The organism is Corynebacterium poyangense (assembly GCF_014522205.1).
Taxonomy (GTDB): domain Bacteria; phylum Actinomycetota; class Actinomycetes; order Mycobacteriales; family Mycobacteriaceae; genus Corynebacterium; species Corynebacterium poyangense.
In genome coordinates this window covers 2,554,339-2,580,252 of sequence record NZ_CP046884.1, presented here as the reverse complement: position 1 = coordinate 2,580,252, position 25,914 = coordinate 2,554,339, and the positions used below count along the sequence as shown (strand labels likewise).

The window sequence follows — 25,914 nt, the reverse complement described above, 5'->3', positions numbered from 1 at the left end:
TAATTTCGTTTTAATGTCGTGCCCGGGAGCCTCCTACCACAACGGCGAGACAAGAAGTAGCCAAACACAATGCAATAGCTAATGCAGGGACAAAGGTAGCGTTTCCTGAGTGGGTGCGGACCCAGGTCAGAATCAAGGGGGTAAAGCCGGCGACTATTGCCCCATTGAGTTCTCGTGCCAAGGCTATACCGCTATATCGTTCCGCAGGTGGGAACAAACTAGCGAGGAACGCGCCTTGCGCCCCGGAAGTCATGGCGATGATTACGCCATAACCTAGGGCAATCACTAACGTTGCCCAGACAAGGGATCCGCTAGCTAGGCCAAACATCAGTGGGAAAGCGAAAAGTGCCCCGAGCCCAGAGCCTAGCGCGAGAACTCTGGAAGCCCCAAGACGATCAGCGGCGATACCGCCTGCGGGGGTGGTGATAGTCCCGAACAGAGTTCCCACCATCACCGCAGTCAGGGCGGAGGATCGTGACATTCCGATGTCAGGAGATGTCATGAAGGAAAGTGCATACACAGCCATGGTGTAATTCAAGGCATTATGTCCGGTGACACTAAGGAAACCTAGGAGTACTTCTATGGGATGAACAGAAATTAATCGATTGAGCGGGAGAAGATGATCTTTCTTCTTTTCTTCATGATGCGCCATCGCGGCTACGTACTCAGGGGTTTCTTCTAGTTTATGGCGAATAAACACCGCCAATGCGAAAAGGAGGATTGAGATGAGGAAGGGGATTCGCCACGCCCAACCGAGGAGGATTTCATCACCTTGAGAAGCAGCTAGAAGAAAAGCACCAGTGGCTACCACTATGCCTGTGGGCGGAGTAGCTAGAACAAGGGAGGTTAACAAACCCCGACGATGTGGAGGCGCAAATTCAGCGACAATAGTCATTGCTCCGGCTAGTTCGGCGCCAGCGCCCAAGCCTTGGATGAGGCGAAACAGCACCAAGAGAGCAGGTGCAAAAGACCCGAGAACAGCGGTGGTAGGAAGAAGACCTATTGCTACCGTCGCGAATCCCATCATGAGAATGGCAATCAGCATGGCAGGGCGACGTCCATAGCGGTCGCCAATATGCCCTATGACTATTCCCCCTAGCGGACGGGCAAGGAAACCTACGGCAAAAGTAGCGAAGGAAGCTAGTTGAGCGCCAATAGGCGAGCCATTGAAGAATAAGGGGCCAATAACTACAGCGGCAGCGGCGCCGTACAGTGCATAGTCATACCATTCAATAAGAGATCCGGTGATGGCGGCAATAAGAGCTCGCCGCCCGGCAGCAGTAAGGCGATGAGAAGTCGCGGTCGGGGAATTCATGAAGGCAGTCTAAACGCAGACCGATATTTTGGTAGCTATTTACCCCCATTTACGTCACTGTAATTTATCTTAAGTGGGCTGGTGAATGAGTATTTTTACGTTGATGCGGAGGTTGTGAGGATTCTTCCTGGAAGAAGGCTGTTAGTTTTTGCCAGGTTATCCTCTTACCCAATCACCTATTACCCTTGGCACAATCTTTGGGCGTGGACCTAGGAGCTCTAATAAATTGCCCTCTCGCTCTACTGCGCTGGTGACAGTTTTAACGGGTTTACGTCTCCGATGTGTTGCAGTACTACCGGAAGTACCCGCGTGAGTGGCATGAGCTAACCCGCCAGGTCCCCGGGTGGTCATCGCCGTGCTTGCTTGGTTGTTTAGATAAGTTGCCGATGTGCTGCCACTATTTAGAGCTCCACTACCAGCTGATTGGTTTCCAGAACCAGGTACTCCGAAGCCAGTTGTACCTGACCCGCCGGTAAAACTACTAGGGGTGCGTAGATTGTTTCCTGGACCACCGAAACGGTTTAGTCCGCCGGCATTTGTGGAGGAGCTTGAATTAGAAGGGATCATACTGCTCGAAAAACCAGGAAGATGTGTTGCTCCATTGGTGTGTGAAGAAGTTGAAACACCGCCCGTATTTCCAGTAATGGTAGGGGGCACCATCGACTGTAAGTTCTGTGGAACTGCCTGAGCCGAATGTGTTCCGACTGCATTAAGCGAGTCAGCTGCGGGGTGTGGAACATGGTCAGGGTAGTTGACCCTAAGACCAGTCTGATCCTCTACCGCCCGAATCATGTGGTCCACAATTTGCCCTGAGGGAGCAAGCCCAACTCCTGTAGGCAGGTGCTCAGCAACTGTTTGATCTAATCGGGCCTCAGCCGAACCACCGCCGGTACTAGGGGGAAGCTCCATGAGGTGTTTGACTACCGGCACTCCTGTCAGCACTTCCGGCGTGAAGATCCCCGGGAAAGCTTGTAATAGACCTTGCTCAATTATTTGCGCACGAGCAGGATCGGTCGAATTCGCTGCAACGATAGCCTGCATACCCTGCACAATCTTTAAACCAGTGGCATGGATGGTATTCAATTGACTAACTGAAGCAGCCATTGCACCTGCATTGACCACGAAATTTTGGCCCGACTGAGCTAAACCCAGAATTTTGGCTGAAGCCTTATCAATGACCTCTCCTTGATTATGCGAGTTCAGAGAACTAGCAACTTGATGGAGATTTGCCACTACTTCTTCTATTTTGGCGCTTAACTTGCTCCATGCCTGGGATGCTGACAGAACTTGAGCAGGGTTAGTGGTGTGAAATTGGGCTGCCAGTAACTCTAACTTCGGAGTGGGTAAAACAGTCGGCGGAAGGAAATGAAAAGGAGCGATAGTAGGCATCGGTTGTGCTTGGAATAAGACATGCCGATCCATTGGTGTTCCATCAGGATTGGCGATCGATAATCCTTGAGAATTAAACAATTCTTGAGACTCGATAGCATGAACGCTTTTATGTAAAGTATCGGCCGCCCACCGTATTTGGATTGCGTATTCAGTAAGTGCCACTGCAGCGGAGTTAGATCCCCCAACTAAGGAATTCGAATGAGAATTAGCGAGCTGATCTAGCCCAGATACTTGTGAATATGTTGGTGATAAACCATGTTGTACGGCCGATTGGATGGTTCTTTCAGTTTTTTCAGCAATATCCTCTAGGGAAAAAGCTTCTTTATAGACTGAGCCGAAATTTATTTCGATTGTCATAGGGATCCCCCGATCCTGATAATAATTTTTTCGAGTGTTTGTACTGCATTATTACAAAGCGCTTCTGGACGTCCCCTCAAATCAAAATCGAAATAAGTGAGATTAACTCTTCCGCTGTTACTAGCATAGGCAGCAGTGCATTGATACTGGTCATGAGGACTAAGTAGATATGAATAGACCCCGGGAATGCGAGATTGATGAGGATCTTGAAAAATCACAAGATTATTCTCTATTTGTTCTTTAGCGAAAGAATCATTCACCAGAAACAGGTCGTCGAAGCTTTCCATTCGTGTTTTTGGGACAAACTGGCAGAGGTATCCATGCTCGGAAGAGGGTTCCTCTACATTGGGAAGCCTCTTCCCTAACTCCAGCTCTGCCGCCATGTCGTCGGTATAGTCTTCGCATATATTCCGCAGTGTGAAGTTGGGATCTTCCGCGTTGAATTCTCCAGGCGCGTAGGGCATGTGTGGATCAAATTCAATCCCGGAAGCTGCGGTTACCGTCGTTTCTTCTTGTTGTGTCTTAGATACGTCATTGCTGCAGCCAGACAGCAAAAGCAAGATCATCATGCTGGACAGGACCATTCCTAAAGCAGATGGTGCTGAGCGTCTGGCCACGTCAGGTCCTCCTCTGTGAGTTTTTCAAGCAGTTGTGATGCAGGTACTCGGTTAGACTGCGGTCCCGCAGTTGAGGTTCCGCGACAGCAAATTTTTTTTATGAACAGGTGCTCCTTAGCACGTAGTGGATCACCGGAAAACAGGTGTGTGATGACAGCCTCAGCCTCGCTGATTTGTTCGTGCTTAGCTGCCCTAAACTGCGCGTTTGAAACCACCAAGACGTCGCAAAACGTCTGAGTGACTACCCTGAAACCCAAAAAAGTAGTTTCCCACTAGGAAGTATATCGCCTTCTTTGCCATCGCGAGGTGAGACGAAGATTCTTCGCCCCTATCGCGCGCCCCAGCACCCCCACCGAAACCCAGCACCCCCCACTAACGCGCCCCACTTAGGATGTGTCATCTAGAGTATCCCGCCAACAGTGAAAGCCCACCGCATAGGTGGAACAGCGATTTCTGGTCGTGTTTATCTAAGTTCTACGAGGCGTTAGTTTTCCGGGTTGTTCAGTTCTTTCGTCCACGCTAGGGGTATCGCTTTAGCTAACTGAACAGCACTGATTGGAGCTTGTCCATATATGTTTTCAGAGGCTAGTGCTGCTGCTCTGGCGTGGAGAATAACAGCTTCACCCACTACGTCAAGCAAGGTTTCACGTGAAACATCGGTGTCGGATCTTTTATTTCGCGCTTCATAACGAGCCACGAGTGCGCCTAGTACACCGGCCAACACGTCTCCTGATCCAGGGGTTGCTGCCCAGGAGTTACCGCAATTCACGATCAACGATTGTTGTTCGGTACTGATAATGCTGGTTCGCCCCTTTAAGAGGATGGTTGCCCCTAGGTAGCCAGCCAGGCTACGCACAGACAACAAGCTATCGTTTTCCACGTCCGGCATGGAACTATCTCCTGAACCAGTGTTAATGGCGGCAGCCAATCGAGAAAACTCCCCGGCGTGAGGGGTGAGGATAATTGTGCGGCCGGTTGACGTCGAGTCTTTTAACGCACCAAGGAGAGCTGAATCTTGCGCAAGCAGACTGATCCCATCGGCATCAATTATCAGGGGTTCAGGCTGGGCAAGAAGGAAAGAAAGCTCCTCACGGGCTGTGGAATCTAGCCCTCTACCAGGGCCAAAAACCCAGGTTTGAACTCGGCCACAGTCAGTTAGTGTCGCTGTGGCTACCACCTCTGGATGAGTCGCCACGACCCGTTCCCAACAGTCTCCGGCATAGCGAACCATCGAGCTAGTAGCTCGTAGCGCCCCGGCAGTGCATAGAGTAGCGGCACCGCGATATTTCGCCGACCCGGCCGCAATTCCCACTACCCCACCGCTGTACTTATCGTCGTCGATGCTGGGTTCTTGCCGGGGGAAACGGGGATAAAGGGGAATAGGCTCAAGGGATGCTCCGCGACGACGAGGCTCACTAAGATCGGGTATGTTTTCTGTTCGCCAGGCGTAGAGAACAGCGGCGTCAGATGGCGCGTCAGTTGCTAATTCCGCTTGAATGCTTCGCTGGAGCTGGCCGGGAAGATGCGGATTCCCCAGAAGAACTAAACCACACGTCGGAGAAAGCGCGTGGGCGTAGCGCAGGCCGCCGAACGTCACGGTGAGGTCAGCGGAAAGATGAAGTTGACCAGCGTGTCCGGTGTCGGCGTCAACACCGGAAGGGATATCTACCGCTAACACCGGTGCTGCAGATTCGGATACCGCCGCGACAATATCCTGCGCTTCTGCACGAAGACCACCCCGAGCACCGATCCCTAAGAGCCCGTCAATCACCAAACCCCAGGGCTTTGCCGTCAGCTCATGTTGATCTATTGCCCGACCTCCAGCGGCACAAAAAGCCTCCCAAGCTGATTGGTAAGTTTTTTCTGGGTAGAGCAGATAAGCAGCGACGTCCACCCCGTCGCTGAGCAGCTCAACTCCGGCATAGAGAGCATCGCCGCCATTGCCGCCGGATCCCACCAGAAGCAACACGTTCTTGCAGTCGGTCCGGCGCAGCATCATCTGGGCTGTTTCCGCGACGGCGTGTGCTGCCGAACGCATGAGCTGATCGGGATGAGTTTGCTCCTGGAGCAGAGGCGCCTCCGCTGCGCGGATGTGGGCGACCCGGAACAGTGGTGCGGCAAGATGCTGGGGTTGCATTATTCTCCCTTGCGGTCAATACGAGGTGCAGCAAGCGACCTTCCACCTCTAAGGTTAGACCCTATGAGTACCACAAACCGTAGAGTCTCCCACGCCTGGGTGAATTATCTGCTCTTAGCCTACGTGGGAGTGATTCTGGCACTCACTCTTTGTAAACGCTGGTATCGCATTGGCTACCTCTGGCGCCCAGAGAACCAAGAACACCGCAGCTTAGAACTAATCCCCTTCGAACAGATCTGGACCAGTACCACGTGGTTCAGTCCAATTTTTGACCTAGTAGGTAACGTCCTACTCTTTCTACCGCTGGGATTTTTGCTGTCTTGCCGAATTCAATGGTCGCTACGAAAAATCATTATGGTGGGGGCGGCTTTCAGCCTCGCGATTGAAATTAGTCAATTCATTCTTGGAGCCGGACGCACCGATACCGATGATTTTCTTCTCAACACCGTTGGCACCGCACTGGGAGCGTTGTTCCACCAGAGATTCGCTAGCCCCACCATCCAGAAGATCACCCTCGGAATCATTGCTCTAGCGGTGTGTTCCTTCCTCCTCACGGTGGGATTAACCCCAATCTTCTATCCGGCAGACCAGTTCCCCGTCCGCCCTATCCCACCCAGCTAAATGGTCTTTATCGCTTCCGGGTCTTAGCCTATCCTCAACCTCAAAGCTAAAAGTCCACGAAAGGTTATCCGACGCCGAAGAGACGTCGAACCTTCCTTTTAGCCATAGGTGAGGTGTTCTTTTTCTACCAGCGTCAGCACGTCATACTGTGCGACTATCTCATCATTCTGGTTATAAAGCACCGTATCCCAGGCAACTTCGCCATAGTCATCGGTGACTCGGGGCGTAATGCGCTTAGCAGTAAGTTCCACTCTTATGGCATCACCGTAGGTTACCGGGGTAATAAAGCGTAGATTCTCTAGCCCGTAATTAGCTAGAACCGGGCCGGGCTGAGGTTCTACGAAAAGTCCGGCTGCCCAGGACACCAACAGGTAGCCGTGAGCTACGCGACGTGGGAAGAAGGGGTTAGCCATCGCAGCTTCTTCATCGGTATGCGCATAGAACGTATCACCAGTGGTGTGGGCAAAATCGAGAATATCCTTCAGCTCAACGGTCCGCAGGTCCGAGGCAAATTGATCCCCGATGCGTAGTTCAGCGAGGGATTTACGGAAGGGGTGCGTACCGGTGCCAGCATCAACTTCAGCACGGGTGACTTTGTTAACGCGGGCTCCACGATGCCACTGGCCAGTAATAGCGGTGAGGTGGTCTGGCGTTCCTTGAATGGCGCTGCGCTGCATATAGTGTTTGATTCCGCGGACTCCCCCAAGTTCTTCCCCTCCACCGGCGCGCCCTGGCCCACCATGGATCAGATGAGGCAGGGGTGATCCATGTCCAGTGGTACTTCGGGCATCGTCTCGATCCAGGAAGTGCAGGCGCCCGTGGTGGGCTGCAATCCCTTGAGCATAGGCCGCCGCTTCCTCAGCATCATGGGTACACACGGTAGCCACCAAGGATCCACCACCACGAGCAGCCAATTCTATAGCTTCGTGTCGATCATGGTAGGCCACAACTGATACCACTGGACCAAAGGCTTCTACCGTATGCACGGCTTCTGCCCAGCGGTTATCACCATCAAAGCTGAGGATAGTGGGCGGAACAAAGGCCCCATCAATAGCGTTCGGACCACCAAGTTTGAGGACTCCACCAGCCTCAATAAGCCGCTGCGTTGCTGCTTTGACATCCTCAGCTTGCTCCAGGGATACCACTGGCCCCATGGTGGTGGCATCATCCTGAGGATTTCCCACGATGATTTTGTCATTTATGCGCTGTGATAGCGCAGAGACCACAGCCTCCACCATGGATTCGGGCACCAATGCGCGCCGGATAGCGGTACACTTTTGACCCGCTTTGGCACTGATTTCCCCAAAGAGGGTCCGAATATAGGCATCAAATTCAGGGTCCTCGACGCTGACCCCCTCGCCCAGAATAGCTGCGTTCAAAGAATCTGCTTCCGCGCTGAACCGGACACCATCTGCTACTTGTTTACGCAACATTGCCGCGGTTCCGGCGGAACCGGTAAAGGCTACGTGATCTCGATAATCCAGGTGAGATAGCAGGTCACCAGCGGAACCGCTGATGAGTTGGAGCGAACCGTCAGGAAGAAGCCCGGAATTTATCATAAGTTCGACGCACGCAGCCGCCACATAACTAGTAGGAGTCGCAGGCTTAAGGATGGTGGGCACCCCGGCAATAAACGCGGGAGCAAATTTCTCCAGGAACCCCCAAACCGGGAAGTTGAAAGCGTTGATTTGTACTGCGACGCCTGGGATTGGGGTGTAGATGTGCTCACCGAGGAAGGTTCCATCTCGCGATAATTGCTCGGCGCTGCCGTCGATCATCACGGTAGAGTTAGGCATTTCACGGCGACCTTTAGAGGAAAACACAAAGAGAGTGCCAATCCCACCATCAACATCAATGAGGTGATCTCGGGAGGTTGCCCCGGTGTGATAGGAAATCTGGTACAGCTGTTCTTTGTGTTCTTGCAGGTATAACGCCAGATCCTTGAGAATAAGAGCGCGGTCATGAAAGCTGAGCTTGGCTAAATTTTCGTGGCCGCAACGGCGTCCGTGCTCTACCGCGCCCTGAGAATCCAGCCCAGTAGTGGTAGCTCGGGCGATTCTTGCCCCAGTGGCTGGATCACTAATATCACTAATTCTTCCGCCCTCTTGTGGCCATACCCACTGATCTTTGAGGTAACTGGGAAGTACGGTGGGTTCATCATCGTGAAGGATAGCGCGCGCAATGTGGGGTGTAGTCATCGGAAAGAAATGTCCTTAAGTGCTCTGAGGGTGAGGGAGTGTCGAGACGGGAGTAACCACCCGTACGGTCGGTCAGTATATGGTTATAGTGTAACGGATATCACCAAAAAATGTTGGTAAGAGATACTTGTTAGGAGAATGACCTGATGTCTCATTCTGACTCCTCCCCCACCCCGGGTGTGCCCTGGCAGATTGTGTTAGGGGAACTAGATAAGAAAATGGGAGTAGAGATTCTGAGCCAGAGTGCCAAGAAAGTAGTGGCCTCTATGCCGGTCTCCGGGAATAGGCAGTCATTCGGGCTTCTTCACGGTGGCGCCATGGTGTGTTTGGCTGAGGCGGTAGGCAGTTGGGCTGCGGTTATTCATGCTTCCACCTTGGGCAAAGTGGCAGTGGGGGTCGACATCAACGCAACCCACCATTCTTCCGGTCGCGAAGGCCAGGTTATAGCCACAGCCACAGCCCTTCACCTCGGCAAACGCCTATGCTCCCATGAGGTGGTGATCGCCGACGATCATGGTCGGCGCTTATGCACCGCTCGGATCACCAACGCCCTAGTAGAGCCACGATCCTCCACCCCATCAGAGGCCTAGGGTCAACCCCTAATAGCTATAAAAACCCTGCCCAGTTTTGCGCCCTAACTGGTCTTTTTCTACCTTGTCACGCAATATGGCCGGGGGTGCAAATCTTTCTCCGAGGGTTTCCTGGAGATATTCTGCAATCCCCAGCCGGACGTCGAGCCCTACGATGTCCGTAAGCGCTAGTGGCCCAATGGGGAATTTGTATCCTAGGACCATAGCGGCATCAATATCTTCAGCGCTGGCTACTCCTTCTTCCACCATCCGCATGGCTTCAAGAGCTATGGCCACCCCAAGTCGCGAGGAGGCAAAACCAGGGGCGTCTTTGACTACCACGGGGGTTTTATCAAGCGCTTTGACCCAGTCTCGAGCTTCGGCCACTAACTCTTCCCGAGTGTTGTGAGTCACAATAATTTCCACCAACTTTGAAGCTGGAACCGGATTAAAGAAATGCAGGCCAATAACATTTTCTGGACGCGCAGCGTTGAGGGCCAGATCACTCACCGAAAGAGATGATGTGTTCGTGGCGAGAAGGGCCTCCGGGGCTACTGCTGAAATTTTCCGGAAAGAATCCTGCTTCAGCTGTAAATCCTCGGGTACTGCTTCAATGATGAGGTCACAGTTATGGAAACTAGACATATCGCAGCTAACCTTTAAGTTGTCTAAACAACTATCATAGGAAATGTCCAATCCACGTTTGAGAGAACCGGCCACGTCTCGTTCTATCCGCTCTCGGGCAGCAGCGGCAGCGTTGTCGGAGACATCAACCACTGTTACCTGGCAGCCTTTAATGAGAAAGGCGTGAGCTATTCCTCCGCCCATTCGTCCGCCACCTAAAACTCCGACTTTTGCCGGCAGTGCATCAATGCTCATGTCCGCCTCTTTTCTAAAAACGCATCCATCCGGGCAAATTTTTCTGCTGATTCAAAGCAAATGGCTTGTGCAATGTTGTCCACTCCGGGGTGAACTGAATCAGGCATGGCAAAAAGTTGTTTACTCAAGCGCACGGCTAAGGGATCCAGCGCGGCAATCTGTCCGGCTAAATCCATGGCCGCTGTCATTAACTCTGGGGCGGGGTAAATTCCCGCCACTAACTGATACTCCAGGGCTTCCTGGGCATTGAGGGTGCGTCCCGCCAAAATCATCTGTTTCGCTAGGGGCTCACCGACCGCTTTTTTCAGCCGCCACAGCGCTCCAGCGGCGGCTACTATCCCGAGCCCAGCTTCGGGTTGGCTAAAAACTGCCCGGTCGGTGGCGACCCGAAAGTCAGCGGCTAAAGCTAACTCCAAACCACCGCCGAGGGCATAGCCATCAATAGCGGCTATCACCGGCATGGGCAACGCACTGATTCTGTGGAAAATCGTTGAGTTTACTCCGCGTAAAGCATCGTCGCGGCGTCGTTCTCGGAGCTGAGAAATATCTGCGCCAGAGGCAAAAATACCGCGTTTACCTTTGCCAGAAACGTCAACTTCGGTTCCGGTGATGATCATTACCCGGGGGTTGTTTTCTAATTCCGCACAGACCTGGTGAAGCTCCGTCACCATGACTTCATCGATGGCGTTACGGACCTGTGGACGGTTGAGTTCGACCACAAGAGCATGAGTGTCATCGTGGCAACGAAGCGTCGAAAATTCTTGTTCTAGGGCCATTAATCTATCCTTTCCACAGCGATGGCTGCCCCTTGGCCCACGCCGATACACATGGTGGCAACTCCGGTGCGCTGCCGGGATTCTTCTAACCGGTTCAATAAGGTGATGGTGATTCGTGACCCTGAAGATCCCAGAGGATGACCCAAAGCAATAGCCCCACCCCACGCGTTGACTCGCGCCGGGTCTAAGCCCAATTCTCTGATACAGGCAAGGGATTGAGTGGCAAAAGCTTCATTAAGCTCCAGAGCCTCAACGTCCTCCAGTTTCCAACCGGTTTTTTGCATCAACGCGCGCACCGCAGGGATAGGACCTAGACCCATCACCTCTGGTTTTAGTCCGACGCACGCTGATCCCGCCACGAGCGCCCGTGGTCGCAGACCATAACGTTCCACAGCTTTGTCACTTGCCACAATGATTGCGGAAGCACCATCATTCAAGGAGGAAGAATTCCCGGCGGTAACGACCTCGCCGCCGGCCACAACCGGACGCAGCGTGGCGAGTTTCTCAAGAGTGGTGCCGGGTCGTGGACCTTCATCCACGGAGACCAGAGTTTTCTTTCCTTTACGGTCACTTATCTCTACCGGCACAATCTCTTTCCCAAAATAACCCGACTCGATGGCAGCGTGGGCACGGCGTTGAGACTCAACCGCAAACGCATCAGCATCTGATCGGCTAATGCCGCACACCCTCGCTACTTCTTCAGCGGTTTCAGGCATCGAAAAAGTGGTTTTTTCCTGAGCTTGGAAAATAGGGTTAACAAAGCGCCAACCGATGGAGGTGTCAGCTATTTCGCCTGGTTTGGCAAAAGCGCCGGTGGGTTTAGCCATCACCCAGGGTGCCCGCGACATAGATTCCACCCCGCCGGCCACCACGATCTCAGCGTCACCGGCGCGGATCATGCTAGAAGCTAAGGAAATAGCGGACATGCCGGAGGCGCACAGGCGATTAATGGTGATCCCCGGAACGGTGTCGGGATAATCATTGAGCAACCACGCCATGCGTGCGACATTGCGATTTTCTTCACCTGCGCCGTTGGCGTTACCAATGATGACGTCATCAACAAGCGCAGGGTCTATGCCTGCGTCCTCAATGACTGAGCGAATCACAAGCGCCATGAGGTTATCTGGGCGGACTGAGGATAACGCCCCACCATAGCGACCGACCGGGGTACGAAGCCCCGACACCAAAACAGCGTCAGTCATCGGGTTTCCCCGTTCTGAGTCGATTGGCGATGCCCTTGAAACCGAGGTGGGCGCTTTTCTTGGAAAGCAGCAAATCCCTCGGCATAGTCAGCAGAGCGACACAACTCTCCTTGAGCGGTGTTTTCTTCCGCAATACTTTCCCATAGACCGCGCCGGTGATCTCGAATCTCTCGTACTAACAGCTGAGAAGCGTGAGCCGCCAAAGGTGCTCCGGCAGCCGCTTTTTCTGCCTTGCTGCGGCTAAACTCTACAAGTTCCTCGGCAGGTAGCGCCCGGGAGAAAAGTCCAGCACGCACCGCTTCCTCCCCGGTGATGAGGTCCCCGGTGATAATAAGATCCAAAGCGCGGTGGGCTCCTAGGCGTTCCACAAAGAGGTAGTGTCCACCGGAATCTAGGGTTGCGCCTAAGGCGGCAAAGGGAGACCCGAAGCGGGCATTTTCGGCCACATAAGCGATGTCGCAGGCAATTACTAAGCCCAACCCCACCCCTAGGCACACACCGTGGACCACCGCGAATGTGGGAACCGCGAGGCTATCAATTCGACGCAGCAACGGAGTGACGATAGAGCTTAAATAACCCTCGGCATCATCGGTAGCCGGATCTAAACCAGAGATATCTCGGCCAGCGCAAAAGCCCTTGCCTTCACCTCGAAGCAGCACCGCCCCGATCTTTTCGTTACTAATATCTTCTTCTACCTGGTCTAATACCTGGTTGAATTGATGCAAAGCGGATTCATCAAGAGCATTTAATTTCCGCGGATTATTCAGCACAATTTCGGCTACCCGCGAGGGGGAAACAACATAGTCAATCATGAGATCGGGTCTTTCAACATCGGGTTTAGGCGTCATAATCCACGAGGATTTCATCCGAAGTGGGTCGAGTTTGGCAGGTCAACACATAACCTGCGGCTATCTCATCGGGCTCTAGGGCGTAGTTTTCATCCATTTCGAACTCGCCCTTAATGACCTTGGCGCGGCAGGTGCCGCATACTCCTCCGGCACAGGCAAAGGGAATATCATCGCGGACCCTCAAAGCAGCGTTCAAAATAGTTTCATGAGCACTACGCGGAGAAAGCACTTCGCCACTTAACCCATCTACGCTGAAGGAAATGGTGACATTATCTCCTTCGGGATCGGCTTCGATATGCCGGCCCTGTGCGCCCACCCCAGGACCAGCGGATTGATCACCGGTATTGAAAAGCTCATAACGGATTTTGTCCTGGGCTACCCCGCGTTCCGCTAGGGTATCTCGGCAAAGCTGCACTAAGTCAAAGGGACCGCAGAGGAACCATTCATCGACGCTATCCATCGGGATAACCCGATCTAAGAAGGTATTTAGACGCTCCTCATCTATCCGACCAGAAAACAACGGATTCACCCGGTTTTCTCGGCTGAGTACATGGTGGACTGCCAGCCGGGTAGGGAAAGCATCCTTCAAATCCCCGATGTCTTCGGCAAACATGACGTCACTTCCGCCACGGTTGGCGTAGATCAGTTCCACTGTTGCCTCTCGGTCCTTATGAAGAAAAGTCCGAGTCAAAGCCATAATCGGGGTAATTCCAGAACCAGCGGCGATAGCTGCAATATGAGGCGCGTCACTTCCGGCTTTATCCTCTGCCTCAGCTAAGAGCGCTTCAGGATCATTAAGCGCCGTAGTGTGGGTGCGCGAGGTAAAAGCTCCTTGTGGATTCATCACCTCAATAAATTCCCCAGGCTTGAGATGCTCATGGGCCCAGGTGGAAAATAAGCCACCGCGATTCTTCTTAATAGCAACTTTCAAGGTTCCGCCACTAGGCATGTCGCAGATGGAGTAAGAACGCCGCACCTCTTGACCATCAATAGTGGCGCGAAGCGCAACATATTGCCCAGGCAAATAGTTATAATCTGCCACCAATTCTTCGGGTACCTCAAAAGACACCTCTAAAGAATCCGTGGTCAGGCGTCGAATATCATTGACCCGCAGGGGATGAAAAGCGGCTTTTTTTCGGGCGGGTGTGCTAGGTGAAGTCATTAGTGTTCCTTGAAATAGTCAAAGGGTTCCAAACAATCCCGGCAGGTATATAAAGCCTTACAGGAGGTAGACCCAAAGCGGGTTAACAGTGTGGTGTTCCTCGATCCGCACCGAGGGCATTCCACAGGCATCGTGATGGTCAAGGGCACCACCCCGGGGGTCCGTGTTCGTCGAACTGGCGGGGCAATCCCGTAGTCCTTCAAAGCCTGACGTCCAGCCTCGCTAATCCAGTCCGTACTCCACGCCGGAGAAAGGGAAAACTCCACGTGGGGTGTACCTAAACCCAGGGGTTCTACGGCTGCGACCACGTCGTTGGCGATGGTGTCCATGGCCGGGCATCCGGAGTAGGTGGGGGTAATAGTAATGACCGGGGTGCCATCGGCTTTTTGCCCTACTTCTCGGAGAATTCCGAGGTCAGCAATGGAGATCACGGGGATTTCCGGGTCAGGGACACGGGCCGCGGCATCCCAGATCGCGGCGAGCTGAGGTTCCTGAGGACGCTGCATGGTGATCACCACGTAGCATCAGGATGCTGGCGGGCAAAGGATTGCATTTCCGCGAGGATGTAGCCACGTTGTTCGCTGAACCGTCCGGTCCGAGCGTTGCTGCGGGCAAAGGGAATGTCCGGAACAGCTAAATCAGCAGCCTCGAGAACTGCGGTAATCCGGGACAAAGCCGGTTCCTTCAAGGTGGAGGGCAGCACCGCAATATTGCGTCGGGCTAAGTCTTGGTGGAAGTCCAGATCCTCAAAGAGTTCTCCCAGATAGGGCCACATATTGGTGATGCCTTCTTGTATCCGGCGATGTGATTCTTGGGTACCAAGCCCCAACCGGAGGACCCACTGTTGGGCGTGATCAACGTGGTATTCCACTTCTTTGAGCGCTTTCGCCGCAATGGCGCTGAGCGTTTTATCTTGAGAATTCTGTAGCTCCTGGTAGAGGTCTAGGGCGTAGTGGCTAAAAAGAAGTTGGCGGGCAATGGTCTGCCCGAAGTCTCCGTTTTCTTGTTCTACCAGCCGAGAAGATAAAAACTCTTCCTCGTTCCGGAAGTATGCTAGTTGATCTTCGGTTTTGTTCCAGGCAGTGCCAGCGTAGGAGAGGAAGAAGCGGGCGTGGCCGAGGGTGTCGAGAGCAATATTGGCTAAGGCAATATCTTCTTCCATTTCGGGGGCGCGGGAAATCCACCACCCCAGGCGCTGGGCCAAAATTAACGCATCGTCACCGAGGGAGAGGGCGTATCGGGCGACGTCCTCAGGAGCGTGAACCCCAGATTCTTGGATCTCTTCGGCGGTGATGGCTTCTCCCTGGGAATGACGGGTAGCCGACTCTGAAGCGGTCATGCTCACAGGTGCTTCACCCCTTCGCTCTTGGTGTAATAGGTAGCGTGGCGGAAACTTTTTCCTTTGGCGGATTCAAAGAACCCACCCTTCGAGTCCGGATCTGAGGAGGTAATAGCTTCGGCAGGCACCACCCACACGGAGCTTCCCTCGTTGCGGCGGGTGTAGAGATCGCGGGCGTTGCGCAGCGCCATGGTGGCGTCGGGCGCGTGGAGCGAACCCGCGTGGACGTGAGATAGTCCGCGGCTGGTGCGTACGAAAACTTCCCACAGTGGCCACTGATTCTGTTTAGACATGTGCCGGAGTCCTTTCTTCCATGCTGGTGTTCAAAGCGCCGGGGCGTGAATCCACCTGCACGGCGTCGGCGCATTTTTGGGCGTAGGCGGCAGCTGCTTCCCGAACCCACGCGCCGTCTTCGTGTGCTTGACGACGCCGCTGCATCCGCTGCGAGTTGCAGGGGCCGTTCCCTTGAATGACGGAGCGAAATTCCGCCCAATCCAATTCCCCGAAGTCGTAGTGGCCACGTTCTTCGTTCCACTTCAGATCCGGATCTTCAAAGTGAAGTCCTAGGGCTTCGGCTTGGGGAACAATCATGTCGACGAAACGTTGGCGTAACTCGTCGTTGGAAAAACGCTTGATATTCCACGCCATCGATTGCTGAGAATGGGGGGAGTCTCCGTCCGGAGGCCCAAACATTTGCAGCGCGGGACCATAGAAACGGTTAATTGCTTCTTGGGCCATCTGTTTTTGCTCCGGGGTGCCGTGGGAAAGTTCATAGAGAATTTCCCAGCCCTGGCGTTGGTGGAAGGATTCTTCCTTACAGATCCGAACCATGGCTCGGGCGTAGGGACCATAGGAGCACCGGCATAGAGGTACTTGGTTGCAGATGGCAGCACCATCGACCAACCAACCGATTGCTCCGATGTCGGCCCATGTGCGTGCCGGGTAGTTAAAGATCGACGAATACTTCGCTTGTCCACTGAGTAATTGCTCTACCAATTCATCTCGGCTGGTGCCTAGAGTTTCTGCAGCGGAGTAAAGATAGAGGCCGTGACCTGCTTCATCTTGGACTTTAGCCATCAAAATGGCTTTGCGCTTTAAGCTTGGCGCGCGGCTGATCCAATTAGCCTCCGGCTGCATACCGATGATCTCAGAGTGGGCGTGTTGAGAAATCTGTCGAGTGAGGGTGCGACGGTAGCCGTCGGGCATCCAATCTCGTGGTTCGATCCGTGAATCTTCTTCAATAATCTGATCAAAGTGGAGTTGATCCTGAGAATGAGGGGCTGGTTGCTGAGTCATTTACTACTCCTCAAGTGAGTTAGGAGGTGAGCTAGAGATAAATAACTGATCGTTCGGTCAGTTTATGGTGTGACACGGCACACGTCAAGTCCCTTTGTGACCGGAAGTATCCACGAGCCCGCTGTTCAGTGAATAAATCTTCTTGGCATGATGGATAGCATGACGGCAAAAACTCGCAAAGCGGGAAACTCACGTGGACGCCCCGGGCATGATCGGGCAGCGGTGGTGCGCACCGCTGTAGAAGCATTTAATGAGGTGGGGTATGAGGCGATGAGCATGAATGCTTTAGCGGGTCGGCTCGGCTTAAGTAAATCCGCCATTTATCACCACATTTCTTCCAAAGAAGAGATCCTTCAGGAAGCGACAGATCGTGCTTTAGAAACGCTTCAATCTGTTGTTGAGCAGTGTGAAAGCTGCGGGGGGAGTAGTCGCGAAAAGCTGGAGAAAATGATTCGCGGGACCACTCTGGCGCTTTGCGAAGAAACTCCCTATGTCACCCTCTTGCTCCGGCTTCGTGGAAATTCCGAGGTGGAACTCGCTGCGCTGGAGAGACGTCGGAAATTCACTGAGTACCTCATGGAGTTAGTGAAGAAAGCTCAGGCCGAAGGCCAGGTCCGCCCAGACCTTGATGCTCACACCGTGGCGCGCTTAATTTTTGGCATGGTCAACTCTTTGACGGAGTGGTATCAGCCCGGGGGTCGGCTCAGTCCCCGAGAATTAGCGCAGATTACCGTAGAACTTTCTTTCCACGGCATAAATATGCTCTAAAGTAGTGGCGCGGCTCACCGAAGCAATGTAGTGTGACTCACAACTGACCGATGGGTCGGTTTGTTTTTGGGGATGAGTGGCATACCCACCCACCCGCGATCGCTTGAGAACTCACCCAGCAAAGGAGCCCGCCATGCTCACAAAATTCGAGGTAGTATCCACCGAACATGGTCCCGATACCGGAATTGAGTTTGCCTCCCGTGATGAGATCACGGCGCTGCAAACAAAACGCGCCATGAATTCCTTACGCCACGCCTACTACAACGTCCCCCACTACCGAAGGGTTTTCACTGAGCACGGAGTCCACCCGGATGATTTCAAAGAGCTATCGGACTTAGCGCTTTTCCCATTCACTGACAAAAATGATCTCCGAGCGGAATATCCGTTTGGGATGTTCGCAGTAGGTGAACAACACATTGCCCGAATCCATGCTTCCTCAGGAACAACAGGGTTACCCACCGTCGTGGGCTACACCCGAAACGACATTGAAGTATGGTCAGATCTCATGGCCCGTTCCCTGCGCGCAGGAGGGGTTCGGCCTGGGGATAAAGTTCAAGTGACCTTTGGGTATGGTTTATTCACTGGTGGCTTGGGAGCACACTATGGGGTGGAAAAACTCGGCGCCACGGCAATCCCGACCTCAGGCGGTATGACGGAACGCCAAATTCAAATCCTCAATGATTTCAAGCCCGATGCCATTATGGGCACCCCTTCATACATGCTGAACCTATTGGATCGAATCCGCGCAGAAGGTCAAGACCCCCGAGAGTGCTCCTTGAGAGTGGGAATTTTTGGCTCCGAACCGTGGACCGAAGGAATGCGTCATGAACTTGAAGCCGGCTTTGGTATTGACGCCACCGACATTTATGGTCTCTCCGAAATCATGGGGCCAGGGGTAGCTCAAGAATGCATTGAAACTAAAGACGGATTGACCATGTGGGAGGACCACTTCTATCCAGAAATTGTGGATCCCCAAACCGGTAAACCCCTACCCGACGGTGAATTCGGAGAACTAGTTATTACCACGCTGACCAAGGAAGCTTTCCCCGTAGTGCGTTACCGCACCCATGACATCACTCGGTTATTGCCAGGAACCGCCCGCTCAATGCGACGCCTGGAGCGAATCAGTGCGCGCAATGATGACATGATTATTCTGCGTGGAGTTAATTGCTTCCCCAGCCAGTTTGAAGAAATCATTGTGGAAGATAATCGTCTTCGGCCGCGCTATCAATGCGTCCTAGACCGTGCTGGCCGGATGGATCAACTCACCCTCCGCGTGGAAGCTGCCCCTGGAGTCAGTGAATCCCAACGGGCCGACGCTGAAGCTCAGCTGAAAGCACACATCAAGAACCGAATTGGTTTGACGGTTCAGGTTTCCATCGAAGATGAGGTAGATCTCGGTGACGGCAAAGCGAAACGCCTCGTTGATAACCGCCCCAAGAATTAGTATTCCCGAGCAGAAAAGACACCGACTATGAGTATTACCCGGGAACATCGCAAAGTCCTCGCTGGTTCGATGGTAGGCACCACTATCGAATGGTTTGATTTCTTCATCTACGCTCAGGCTGCTGGGATGATCTTTGCCACCCAGTACTTTGACCCCGCTGCCAACTCCGTTCCGGCCCTAGCGCAGGTTGTCTCCTGGGCCTCCATTGGCATTAGCTTCCTCTTCCGGCCGCTCGGCGCTATCCTTGCCGGTCACATTGGTGACCGTTTCGGTCGCAAAATTATTCTAGTATTTACCCTCTTGGGCATGGGTGGAGCCACCATGCTCATGGGCTTGCTACCGAACTACCATTCCATTGGACTGGCCGCCCCCATTTTATTGGTCTGTCTCCGCATCCTTCAGGGTCTATCTGCCGGCGGCGAATGGGGTGGCGCGGCCATGCTTGCCGTCGAACATGCCCCCCGCCACCGTCGCGGATACTTTGGCGCCTTCCCCCAAATCGGCGTTCCTGTCGGCATGTTATTGGCTACCCTCTTCATGTTGATTCTCTCAACGGTCCTCACCCAGGAGCAGTTCGACGCCTGGGGCTGGCGGATTCCTTTCCTTTCCTCCGTTGTTCTCATCATCATCGGTTTCTGGATCCGCTCCTTGGTCGAAGAATCCCCGGTGTTCTCGGAGTTGCAAAAGCTTCAGCAGGAATCCTCTGCGCCGCTGAACGAACTCATGCGCAGTTCAAAGCGCCTAGTCTTCATCGCAGCCTTGATTTTCGCGGGATGTAACGCGGCCGGCTATCTAGCTATTGCGTTCTTCTCTAATTACGGCACCAAAACATTGCAGATGCCGCGCAGTGAAGTCCTCTTCCTCACCTTCATCTGCTCTATCGCCTGGGTTTTCGGCACGCTAGGGGCAGGATGGATTTGTGATGGCATAGGCCGGGTTCGTACTTTCGTTATTGGATACATCGCCATGATGGTCTGGGCTATCCCCATGTGGCTGCTCATTGACACCGCTCGCTTCTGGCCTTTCCTGTTCTCCGTGACGGTTCTAGGGATACTGCTGGGTGTTACTTATGGCCCGCAGCCAGCTCTATATGCAGAAATGTTCCCCGCGGCGGTACGGCTAAGTGGTGTGTCCATTGGCTACGCCATTGGTTCGATCATCGGTGGCGCCTTTGCGCCAATGATCGCCCAGATCCTTTTGAATAGCACCGGCACATCTATTGCCATCGGAATCTATATCTTGCTGATTTCCTTGCTGTCTCTCTACGGGGTTACCCGGGTGAATCCAAAGATAGAGCGGCAGTCTTTGCACTAATGCGGAGGTTCTTGGCAGTGAGGGCACCAAAAGAGATTTCGCCCCTGTAGCACTCGCTGTTGGATGGGCGTGCCACAGACCCAACATGGCTGCCCGGCACGTCGATACACATACACTTCACCGCCGTGGTCGTCTTTGCTCGGCGGTCTTTTCATAGCTTCCGGAGTATGTTCTGGGCGAACGGTATCGATGCGACCCTGGCGTACCCCATCGGACATCAAAACAACCAGGTCATGCCATAAATCTAAGAATTGCTGATAGCTGAGCTGTTTACCGGGAAGATCTGGGTGGATTCCCAACCGGAACAAGGTTTCCGCCCGGTAAATATTGCCTACCCCGGCGAAGAACTTTTGATCCATCAATAGTGCCCCTATGCTGCGGCTAGAGCGGTGAAGCGGGGGCCAAATTCGATCCGGTTGAGCCCCAGGGTGGAGGGGATCTTCGCCTAACTTGGCAATGACGCCATGATATTCCTCTTCCGTAATTAATCGGCACCACTGCGGACCATGAAGGTCAGCAACCCAGGTATGGGAGTGGTCCACCAGACGGAGCCGAACTTGACCGTGAAGTTCATGCCACGGCCCGATCCGGAATTTCCCAATTAACCCCAGGTGAATATGAACGATGTGGGCAGAAACTGGAGCATCAAAGTGGAGGAAAAGGTGTTTACCTACTGCTTCGGCGTGGTGAAGACAAGAGCCGTTGAGTTGTTGTGCCTCCTGATGAAAACGTCCCTGAGGGCTGGAAACCTCAACGGGGTATTCGCGAAAATGCTCCTCAAGCTGGTGGGCTAAGCGATGGATAACATGGCCTTCTGGCATGGGTTCTATTGTAGAAAATCGCTTCTAACGGTTGATGTTGTGCTCAGCGCGTACCCTGATAAGCATGAGTATCGTAAAAATCAATGCCCTAACCGTACCGGAAGAATCTCGGGATCTTGTGGAACAGCGTTTCGCCGCTCGCCAACATGCGGTAGACCATGCCGCAGGTTTTGAGGGTTTTGAACTCCTGCGTCCGGTCAAAGGGGAAGATCGCTATTTCGTGGTTACCCGTTGGAAGGATGAAGAAAGCTTTGCCGCGTGGCGAGATGGTGACGCTCACACCGCCCACGCTCAGCAAGAGGGAGAAGAACCCCGAAAACCAGCGGCAACGGGAGCTGAACTACTGGAATTTGAGGTGGTGCTAGAGTCCAGTCCGTCAAAGAATTAGTAGGTGAAGGCGAGGATTAACAGCATGATGTCCTCGCTTATTTGTTGCTGAGGTAGGGAGAAAGGAAAGTACACAGTAATGGCGCGGCCAGTTGGTTTTGATCATCAAAAATATATTGAGTTGCAGTCTCACCACATTCACCAGCGGCGCCAGCAGATCGGGGGGAAACTCTATCTAGAAATGGGGGGAAAACTTTTTGATGATATGCACGCATCCCGGGTGCTCCCTGGATTTACCCCGGATAATAAGATTGCGATGCTTGAGGAAATCCGCGATGAAACTGAAATCCTGGTGTGCCTTAATGCTAAGGACTTAGAGCGCCACAAAGTTCGAGCAGACCTCGGTATCCCCTATGAAGAGGATGTTCTCAGGCTCATCGATGCTTTCCGGGAACGCGGATTCTTGGTGGACAATGTGGTCCTCACTCAGCTGCACGAGGAAAACCACATGGCCTTGAGTTTTATGGAGCGACTACAGCGCCTTGGTTTAGAGGTGGCTCGGCACCGTGTGATTCCTGGTTATCCCTCCAACACAGAGCTGATTGTTTCCGAGGAGGGATTTGGCCGAAATGAGTTTGTGCGGACCAGTCGTGATTTGGTGGTGGTCACTGCACCCGGTCCTGGGTCTGGGAAGTTAGCTACCTGCCTATCCCAGATTTATCATGAGTATCGGCGCGGTATCCCAGCTGGATATGCCAAGTTTGAGACCTTCCCGATCTGGAATCTCCCCCTGGAACACCCGGTTAATCTGGCCTATGAAGCAGCCACTGTTGATCTGGATGACATTAACCTCATCGATCCTTTCCACCTTCAGGCCTATGGTAAGCAGGTCACCAGCTACAACCGTGACGTTGAGGTTTTTCCCCTGTTGAAGGAAATGCTGGATATGTTAGCTGGCGCTTCACCCTATCGATCCCCGACAGATATGGGGGTGAATATGGCTGGGTATTGCATGAGTAATGATGCAATCTGTTGTGAAGCGTCGCGCCAGGAAATTATTCGTCGCTATTACCAGGCTTTAGTAGAAGAACGCCGAAGCGAAAGCGATGATAGTCGTTCTCATCGCGCTGCGGTGGTGATGCGGAAGGCAGGAGTTTCGACGCATGACCGGGCGGTAGTAACCCCGGCTCTTGACCTAGCGCGCCGCACGGGGGCTCCGGCATCGGCCATCCAGTTGGGTGACGGCACCATTGTGACGGGGAAAACCTCGGCCCTCCTAGGCTGCTCAGCGGCTATGGTACTGAATGCTCTTAAGCACTTGGCGGGGATAGATCCGGGGCAAGACCTCCTATCTCCCGAGGCTATTGGACCAATTCAGAGTCTGAAGACTCAGCACCTCGGTTCACATAATCCTCGGCTTCATACTGATGAGGTTCTGATCGCTTTATCAGTATCTGCAGCTGAATCCGAGGCTGCCCGGCGGGCTCTTGACTTCTTAGTTGAGCTGCGTGGTTGTGATGTTCACACCACTACCATTTTGGGGCCAGTTGATGAAAGTATTTTCCGGAATCTCGGGGTCCTCGTCACCTCTGAACCGGAATATCAGCGCAAACAGCTGTACCGAAAACGCTAAGTTGCGGCAGGAAATTGGTGAGCAGAACCTAGCTGAGGGGATGACCCAGAATAGCGATGGGTAAGACGGTGGTCATCCACAACATGCCCATGGGGACGAGAAACCAAAAGGCACCCATCCACGGCCGCCACCTGGTGTAGGTGCGTAGTTTGTGGACCATGATGACGGCGCAGCCAACGATAATGATGAATGCGCCGAAGCTGGTGGCAATGGGCCACCATAGTCGGAAAGCCTCAGTACAGATCCAGGTTCGAGGACCCGGATCACACAGAGGTCCGCCGATGATTCTATTAGCCACCAAGCTAGCTAGCGATAAGGTGACCAAAAGCAAGGGCATACCCAGCGCATACGCAATAGCCTGGCGGGTTGACCGTTGGTTTTCTTCCAACTGCGCCAGCGGATCCTGAGAGCTAGCCAGTTCTTCCCAACTATGTGGTTCGGGTCGATAGCGATTGGCATAGTCCGCATCCGAGTGGAGATCATTCTCAGGATGTTCGGAATAAGGCGGGCGAGACATAACTCCAGCCTAATTGTTTCCTAGCGAGGTCTCAGCGTTATCTCCGTCGGATGCGCATCCGGGGTACTTTCTAAGGCAGCAATAACTGCCGCCGCCACAGATTCTGGCCGCAGATATTTTTCCGGCTGCCATGTTTCCCCCAAGCTAGCAACCACCTCCCGCTGCATCTGCGTCGCGATTCTCCCAGGGTAGATCGAGGTCACTCGGAGTTTCTCTTCTTCAGCTCGAAGGCCATCACACCACGCTCGGGCAGCAAATTTACTAGCTGAATAGCAACCCCACTCCGGCCGGGTATGTTGCCCAGCCCCAGAATTGAGATAAATAACATGTCCCTGGGCAGCGCGCAACTGCTCAATCAGCCGGCCAGTTAATAAGGCTGGAGCAATGACATTTAGCTGCATTGTCTCCTGCCACGTACCCTGATCAACCTGCCACAACTCACCCAGCGGACAGACACCGGCACAATGAATCACAGCGTCAACAGTATCTAGTACCGGCAGATTCGCGAGAGCCTCAGCAGGTGGGCGCAAGAAATCGGCTTGCCACCAATGTGCGCCAGAAAGCCGCTCTTCTACCTCGTGACGTGCAGCTTCACGTCGATATTGAGGATATACTTCCCAGCCTTTAGCTAAGAGTTCTTGGGTGATAATTGCGCCGACTCCGCCAGAAGCTCCAGTAACTACGGCGACACTAGACATGAAGGTATTCTCCTAAACCTTAGATACTTTGGGGGCGGGGTTGTGGACGGGATAGACCAGAACCGGCACCGGGGCATAGGGAAGAAAAGAAGAAGCGGTGGACCCTAAGAAAACGCGTTCGAGAGCACCAACCGGGTGAGAGCCTAAACATAGTAGATCCCCTTTTTTCCATTTCACGGCGTCCACCGCCCCAGACCATCCGGCCCCGGAGGCAAAATCAGTTTCGACGTGAAGATCGGGGAATTGGTCAAGTACCCAATCGCGCGCTCGATCGAGCATCGCCAGGGAGTGTTCTCGCCATTCCACGGAGAGATCCTGGCCTAAATCAAGCTGATCATGGATGACGCTATCGGTGAGGCCATCGGTGGAAAATGCCAGTAGGCGTAGGGGCAATTCCCACCGATCAGCCGATTGGGCCGCATACCGTAGCGCGGAATGATCCTGTTCACTTTCTGCACTGAGATACGCAAAGTTGATTCTGGTTACTCCGCGTTTCGACAATTTTGGCCGACGCGGAGCTAATCCTAGAGCCGTCGGGGAAGAATGAAGAAGCGCGTCCGCTGTAGAACCGGCTAGGAATCGCCCTTTCGGAGCGGCCGCAGAAGAGCCCAAGATGAGCACATCCGCATCAAAGTCTTTAGCCGCTTCAGCAAGAATGAAAGTCTCTGAAGGCCCCTCTAATAGAACTGAATAATTATTGTCCCATTGCGTGCGTTCTAAACCAGCCGCAATCAGCCCCTCTTTTACCTGTTGAGCGCAGGACTTTGATTGTTTCTTCAACCACTTCTGGTATTTACCACCAATTCGGCTCAGCGACGAGGACGGCCAGGGGCGTCGAACAGTAGTGACCACCCGAACCCTAATAGCGATGCTTCGTCCTAACCAGGCAGCAAATTCAATGGCTTCAGCACTATCTGAACGAGGATGCCACGCAACAAGTAAACGAAGTGGCCGTAGGTCTGGTGAGCGCTGTGCGGCAGGGGTGGAATTCTTCTTTGGCATAGTACAACCGGGGGTTGGTGGAAGCTGACAGCTTCATTATCCCAGTTGGGCGCGTGATGAGGGAATTGAGTCCGCTGCTAGTTAGGACTGATCTGCATGTCCAGCGGACTTCGGCTTATTGAGATCTGAGTTGTAGCGCTCTGCCAACGCTTGAACCACATCTACAAAAGCTTCGGCTTGCTTGAGTTGATCCTCGTCGAGAGTGCTGAGCATCTGAGCAAAATAGTTGTCTCGCTCCTTGCCGACGCGGACTAGTTCTTCATGACCGAGGGGGGTTAAATCAACTCGGACACCGCGGCGGTCATCGATATCCCGGACGCGTTGCACCATCCCTCGAACCTCTAGCTGGTGTAAAGCATTGGAAGCGGTAGGCATTTGGATACCCTCTTCCTCAGCAATCCGGCTGATTCGCGCCGGGCCATGGTCTTGGAGCCGAGTCATGATGGATAGTTGCGGACCGGTGAGCTCAGACTGGGACGCCAAGCGGAAGTACATCACGTACAGTTTGGTCATAGCCGGACGAACGCGCTCAGAGATCTCTAGAGCCCACTGTTCACGCGCTTCGCGCTTTTTGCGCTCTTCCGGCGTTTCCTTGTTCTCAGGGGTAGCAGAAGTCATATCGACATGATAAAGCATCTAGTTGCGGAAAATTATCTATCCACTGTGTAGTTTTCTGCAC

26 protein-coding genes are annotated in these 25,914 nt (G+C 53.4%); 7 read left to right on the top strand and 19 right to left on the bottom strand.

Going from position 1 to position 25,914, the window contains the following annotated elements; all coding sequences use genetic code 11:
- Positions 1 to 10: 10 nt before the first annotated feature.
- From GP475_RS12180 to GP475_RS12165, 4 genes are all read right to left on the bottom strand, one after another.
- A complete protein-coding gene (locus GP475_RS12180) occupies positions 11 to 1,315 on the bottom strand; it encodes an MFS transporter (RefSeq protein ID WP_187974615.1) in 1,305 nt (434 codons plus the stop codon).
- Between the two features lie 156 nt (positions 1,316 to 1,471).
- Positions 1,472 to 3,064 (bottom strand): hypothetical protein, encoded by a 1,593-nt coding sequence (locus GP475_RS12175; RefSeq protein ID WP_187974614.1) that lies wholly within the window; start codon positions 3,062 to 3,064, stop codon positions 1,472 to 1,474.
- Positions 3,061 to 3,681, bottom strand: coding sequence for a hypothetical protein (locus GP475_RS12170; protein WP_187974613.1), 621 nt, complete (start codon positions 3,679 to 3,681; stop codon positions 3,061 to 3,063). The genes GP475_RS12175 and GP475_RS12170 overlap by 4 nt, the downstream gene beginning before the upstream one ends.
- Positions 3,682 to 4,165: 484 nt before the next feature.
- Positions 4,166 to 5,818, bottom strand: a complete 1,653-nt coding sequence (locus GP475_RS12165; protein WP_187974612.1) for an NAD(P)H-hydrate epimerase — start codon at positions 5,816 to 5,818, stop codon at positions 4,166 to 4,168.
- Between the two features lie 63 nt (positions 5,819 to 5,881).
- On the opposite strand from GP475_RS12165, the gene GP475_RS12160 reads away from it, so the two are divergent.
- Positions 5,882 to 6,439 carry a VanZ family protein gene (locus GP475_RS12160; RefSeq protein ID WP_187974611.1) on the top strand — a complete coding sequence of 186 codons (558 nt, stop codon included), beginning with the start codon at positions 5,882 to 5,884 and terminating at the stop codon, positions 6,437 to 6,439.
- Between the two features lie 98 nt (positions 6,440 to 6,537).
- On the opposite strand, the gene paaZ is transcribed toward GP475_RS12160, so the two are convergent.
- Complete coding sequence (gene paaZ, locus GP475_RS12155) at positions 6,538 to 8,637, bottom strand: phenylacetic acid degradation bifunctional protein PaaZ (RefSeq protein WP_187974610.1); 2,100 nt, start codon at positions 8,635 to 8,637, stop codon at positions 6,538 to 6,540.
- 146 nt (positions 8,638 to 8,783) lie between these two features.
- Here paaZ and GP475_RS12150 point away from each other — a divergent pair, with 146 nt between their 5' ends.
- Positions 8,784 to 9,227: a PaaI family thioesterase gene (locus GP475_RS12150; RefSeq protein ID WP_187974609.1), complete on the top strand. Its 444-nt coding sequence runs from the start codon at positions 8,784 to 8,786 to the stop codon at positions 9,225 to 9,227.
- 9 nt (positions 9,228 to 9,236) lie between these two features.
- On the opposite strand, the gene GP475_RS12145 is transcribed toward GP475_RS12150, so the two are convergent.
- Genes GP475_RS12145 through paaA form a run of 9 tightly spaced genes read right to left on the bottom strand, consistent with a single transcriptional unit; the run spans position 9,237 to position 16,708 of the window.
- On the bottom strand, positions 9,237 to 10,085 hold the full coding sequence (locus GP475_RS12145) for a 3-hydroxyacyl-CoA dehydrogenase family protein (RefSeq protein ID WP_187974608.1): 849 nt from the start codon (positions 10,083 to 10,085) through the stop codon (positions 9,237 to 9,239).
- Positions 10,082 to 10,861: an enoyl-CoA hydratase/isomerase family protein gene (locus GP475_RS12140; protein WP_187974607.1), complete on the bottom strand. Its 780-nt coding sequence runs from the start codon at positions 10,859 to 10,861 to the stop codon at positions 10,082 to 10,084. The genes GP475_RS12145 and GP475_RS12140 overlap by 4 nt, the downstream gene beginning before the upstream one ends.
- Complete coding sequence (locus GP475_RS12135) at positions 10,861 to 12,063, bottom strand: acetyl-CoA C-acyltransferase (RefSeq protein ID WP_187974606.1); 1,203 nt, start codon at positions 12,061 to 12,063, stop codon at positions 10,861 to 10,863. The genes GP475_RS12140 and GP475_RS12135 overlap by 1 nt, the downstream gene beginning before the upstream one ends.
- Positions 12,060 to 12,911: an enoyl-CoA hydratase/isomerase family protein gene (locus GP475_RS12130; protein WP_394367391.1), complete on the bottom strand. Its 852-nt coding sequence runs from the start codon at positions 12,909 to 12,911 to the stop codon at positions 12,060 to 12,062. Before GP475_RS12130 ends, GP475_RS12135 begins: the two co-directional genes overlap by 4 nt.
- Positions 12,901 to 14,073 carry a 1,2-phenylacetyl-CoA epoxidase subunit PaaE gene (gene paaE / locus GP475_RS12125; RefSeq protein ID WP_187974605.1) on the bottom strand — a complete coding sequence of 391 codons (1,173 nt, stop codon included), beginning with the start codon at positions 14,071 to 14,073 and terminating at the stop codon, positions 12,901 to 12,903. The genes GP475_RS12130 and paaE overlap by 11 nt, the downstream gene beginning before the upstream one ends.
- A complete protein-coding gene (paaD, locus tag GP475_RS12120; protein ID WP_187974604.1) occupies positions 14,073 to 14,579 on the bottom strand; it encodes a 1,2-phenylacetyl-CoA epoxidase subunit PaaD in 507 nt (168 codons plus the stop codon). The genes paaE and paaD overlap by 1 nt, the downstream gene beginning before the upstream one ends.
- A gap of 5 nt (positions 14,580 to 14,584) precedes the next feature.
- Positions 14,585 to 15,418, bottom strand: coding sequence for a 1,2-phenylacetyl-CoA epoxidase subunit PaaC (paaC, locus tag GP475_RS12115; protein ID WP_187974603.1), 834 nt, complete (start codon positions 15,416 to 15,418; stop codon positions 14,585 to 14,587).
- Positions 15,415 to 15,705: a 1,2-phenylacetyl-CoA epoxidase subunit PaaB gene (gene paaB, locus GP475_RS12110; protein ID WP_187974602.1), complete on the bottom strand. Its 291-nt coding sequence runs from the start codon at positions 15,703 to 15,705 to the stop codon at positions 15,415 to 15,417. Before paaB ends, paaC begins: the two co-directional genes overlap by 4 nt.
- A complete protein-coding gene (paaA, locus tag GP475_RS12105; RefSeq protein WP_187974601.1) occupies positions 15,698 to 16,708 on the bottom strand; it encodes a 1,2-phenylacetyl-CoA epoxidase subunit PaaA in 1,011 nt (336 codons plus the stop codon). Before paaA ends, paaB begins: the two co-directional genes overlap by 8 nt.
- A gap of 159 nt (positions 16,709 to 16,867) precedes the next feature.
- On the opposite strand from paaA, the gene GP475_RS12100 reads away from it, so the two are divergent.
- The 3 genes from GP475_RS12100 to GP475_RS12090 all read left to right on the top strand — a co-directional run bounded on the left by GP475_RS12100 (position 16,868) and on the right by GP475_RS12090 (position 20,237).
- On the top strand, positions 16,868 to 17,476 hold the full coding sequence (locus tag GP475_RS12100) for a TetR/AcrR family transcriptional regulator (RefSeq protein ID WP_262485194.1): 609 nt from the start codon (positions 16,868 to 16,870) through the stop codon (positions 17,474 to 17,476).
- Positions 17,477 to 17,609: 133 nt separating this feature from the next.
- A complete protein-coding gene (locus tag GP475_RS12095) occupies positions 17,610 to 18,923 on the top strand; it encodes an AMP-binding protein (RefSeq protein ID WP_187974600.1) in 1,314 nt (437 codons plus the stop codon).
- A gap of 27 nt (positions 18,924 to 18,950) precedes the next feature.
- A complete protein-coding gene (locus GP475_RS12090; protein WP_187974599.1) occupies positions 18,951 to 20,237 on the top strand; it encodes an MFS transporter in 1,287 nt (428 codons plus the stop codon).
- Here GP475_RS12090 and GP475_RS12085 read toward each other — a convergent pair.
- Complete coding sequence (locus GP475_RS12085) at positions 20,234 to 21,058, bottom strand: Fpg/Nei family DNA glycosylase (RefSeq protein ID WP_187974598.1); 825 nt, start codon at positions 21,056 to 21,058, stop codon at positions 20,234 to 20,236. The two genes, GP475_RS12090 and GP475_RS12085, sit on opposite strands and share 4 nt — an antisense overlap.
- Positions 21,059 to 21,122: 64 nt before the next feature.
- On the opposite strand from GP475_RS12085, the gene GP475_RS12080 reads away from it, so the two are divergent.
- Both GP475_RS12080 and GP475_RS12075 read left to right on the top strand, forming a co-directional pair.
- Positions 21,123 to 21,446 carry an antibiotic biosynthesis monooxygenase family protein gene (locus GP475_RS12080; RefSeq protein WP_187974597.1) on the top strand — a complete coding sequence of 108 codons (324 nt, stop codon included), beginning with the start codon at positions 21,123 to 21,125 and terminating at the stop codon, positions 21,444 to 21,446.
- A 78-nt stretch (positions 21,447 to 21,524) separates the two neighbouring features.
- Positions 21,525 to 23,018 carry a DUF1846 domain-containing protein gene (locus GP475_RS12075; protein ID WP_187974596.1) on the top strand — a complete coding sequence of 498 codons (1,494 nt, stop codon included), beginning with the start codon at positions 21,525 to 21,527 and terminating at the stop codon, positions 23,016 to 23,018.
- 28 nt (positions 23,019 to 23,046) lie between these two features.
- On the opposite strand, the gene GP475_RS12070 is transcribed toward GP475_RS12075, so the two are convergent.
- The 4 genes from GP475_RS12070 to GP475_RS12055 form a co-directional block, all read right to left on the bottom strand.
- Positions 23,047 to 23,535 (bottom strand): hypothetical protein, encoded by a 489-nt coding sequence (locus GP475_RS12070; protein ID WP_187974595.1) that lies wholly within the window; start codon positions 23,533 to 23,535, stop codon positions 23,047 to 23,049.
- Between the two features lie 20 nt (positions 23,536 to 23,555).
- The gene (locus GP475_RS12065) at positions 23,556 to 24,233 is read right to left on the bottom strand and encodes an SDR family oxidoreductase (protein ID WP_187974594.1); all 678 of its coding nucleotides are present in this window, start codon (positions 24,231 to 24,233) and stop codon (positions 23,556 to 23,558) included.
- Positions 24,234 to 24,245: 12 nt separating this feature from the next.
- A complete protein-coding gene (locus GP475_RS12060; protein WP_187974593.1) occupies positions 24,246 to 25,235 on the bottom strand; it encodes a universal stress protein in 990 nt (329 codons plus the stop codon).
- Positions 25,236 to 25,316: 81 nt separating this feature from the next.
- Entirely contained in the window at positions 25,317 to 25,748 is a 432-nt protein-coding gene (locus GP475_RS12055) for a MarR family winged helix-turn-helix transcriptional regulator (protein ID WP_224400232.1), read from the bottom strand.
- Positions 25,749 to 25,914: the final 166 nt, after the last annotated feature.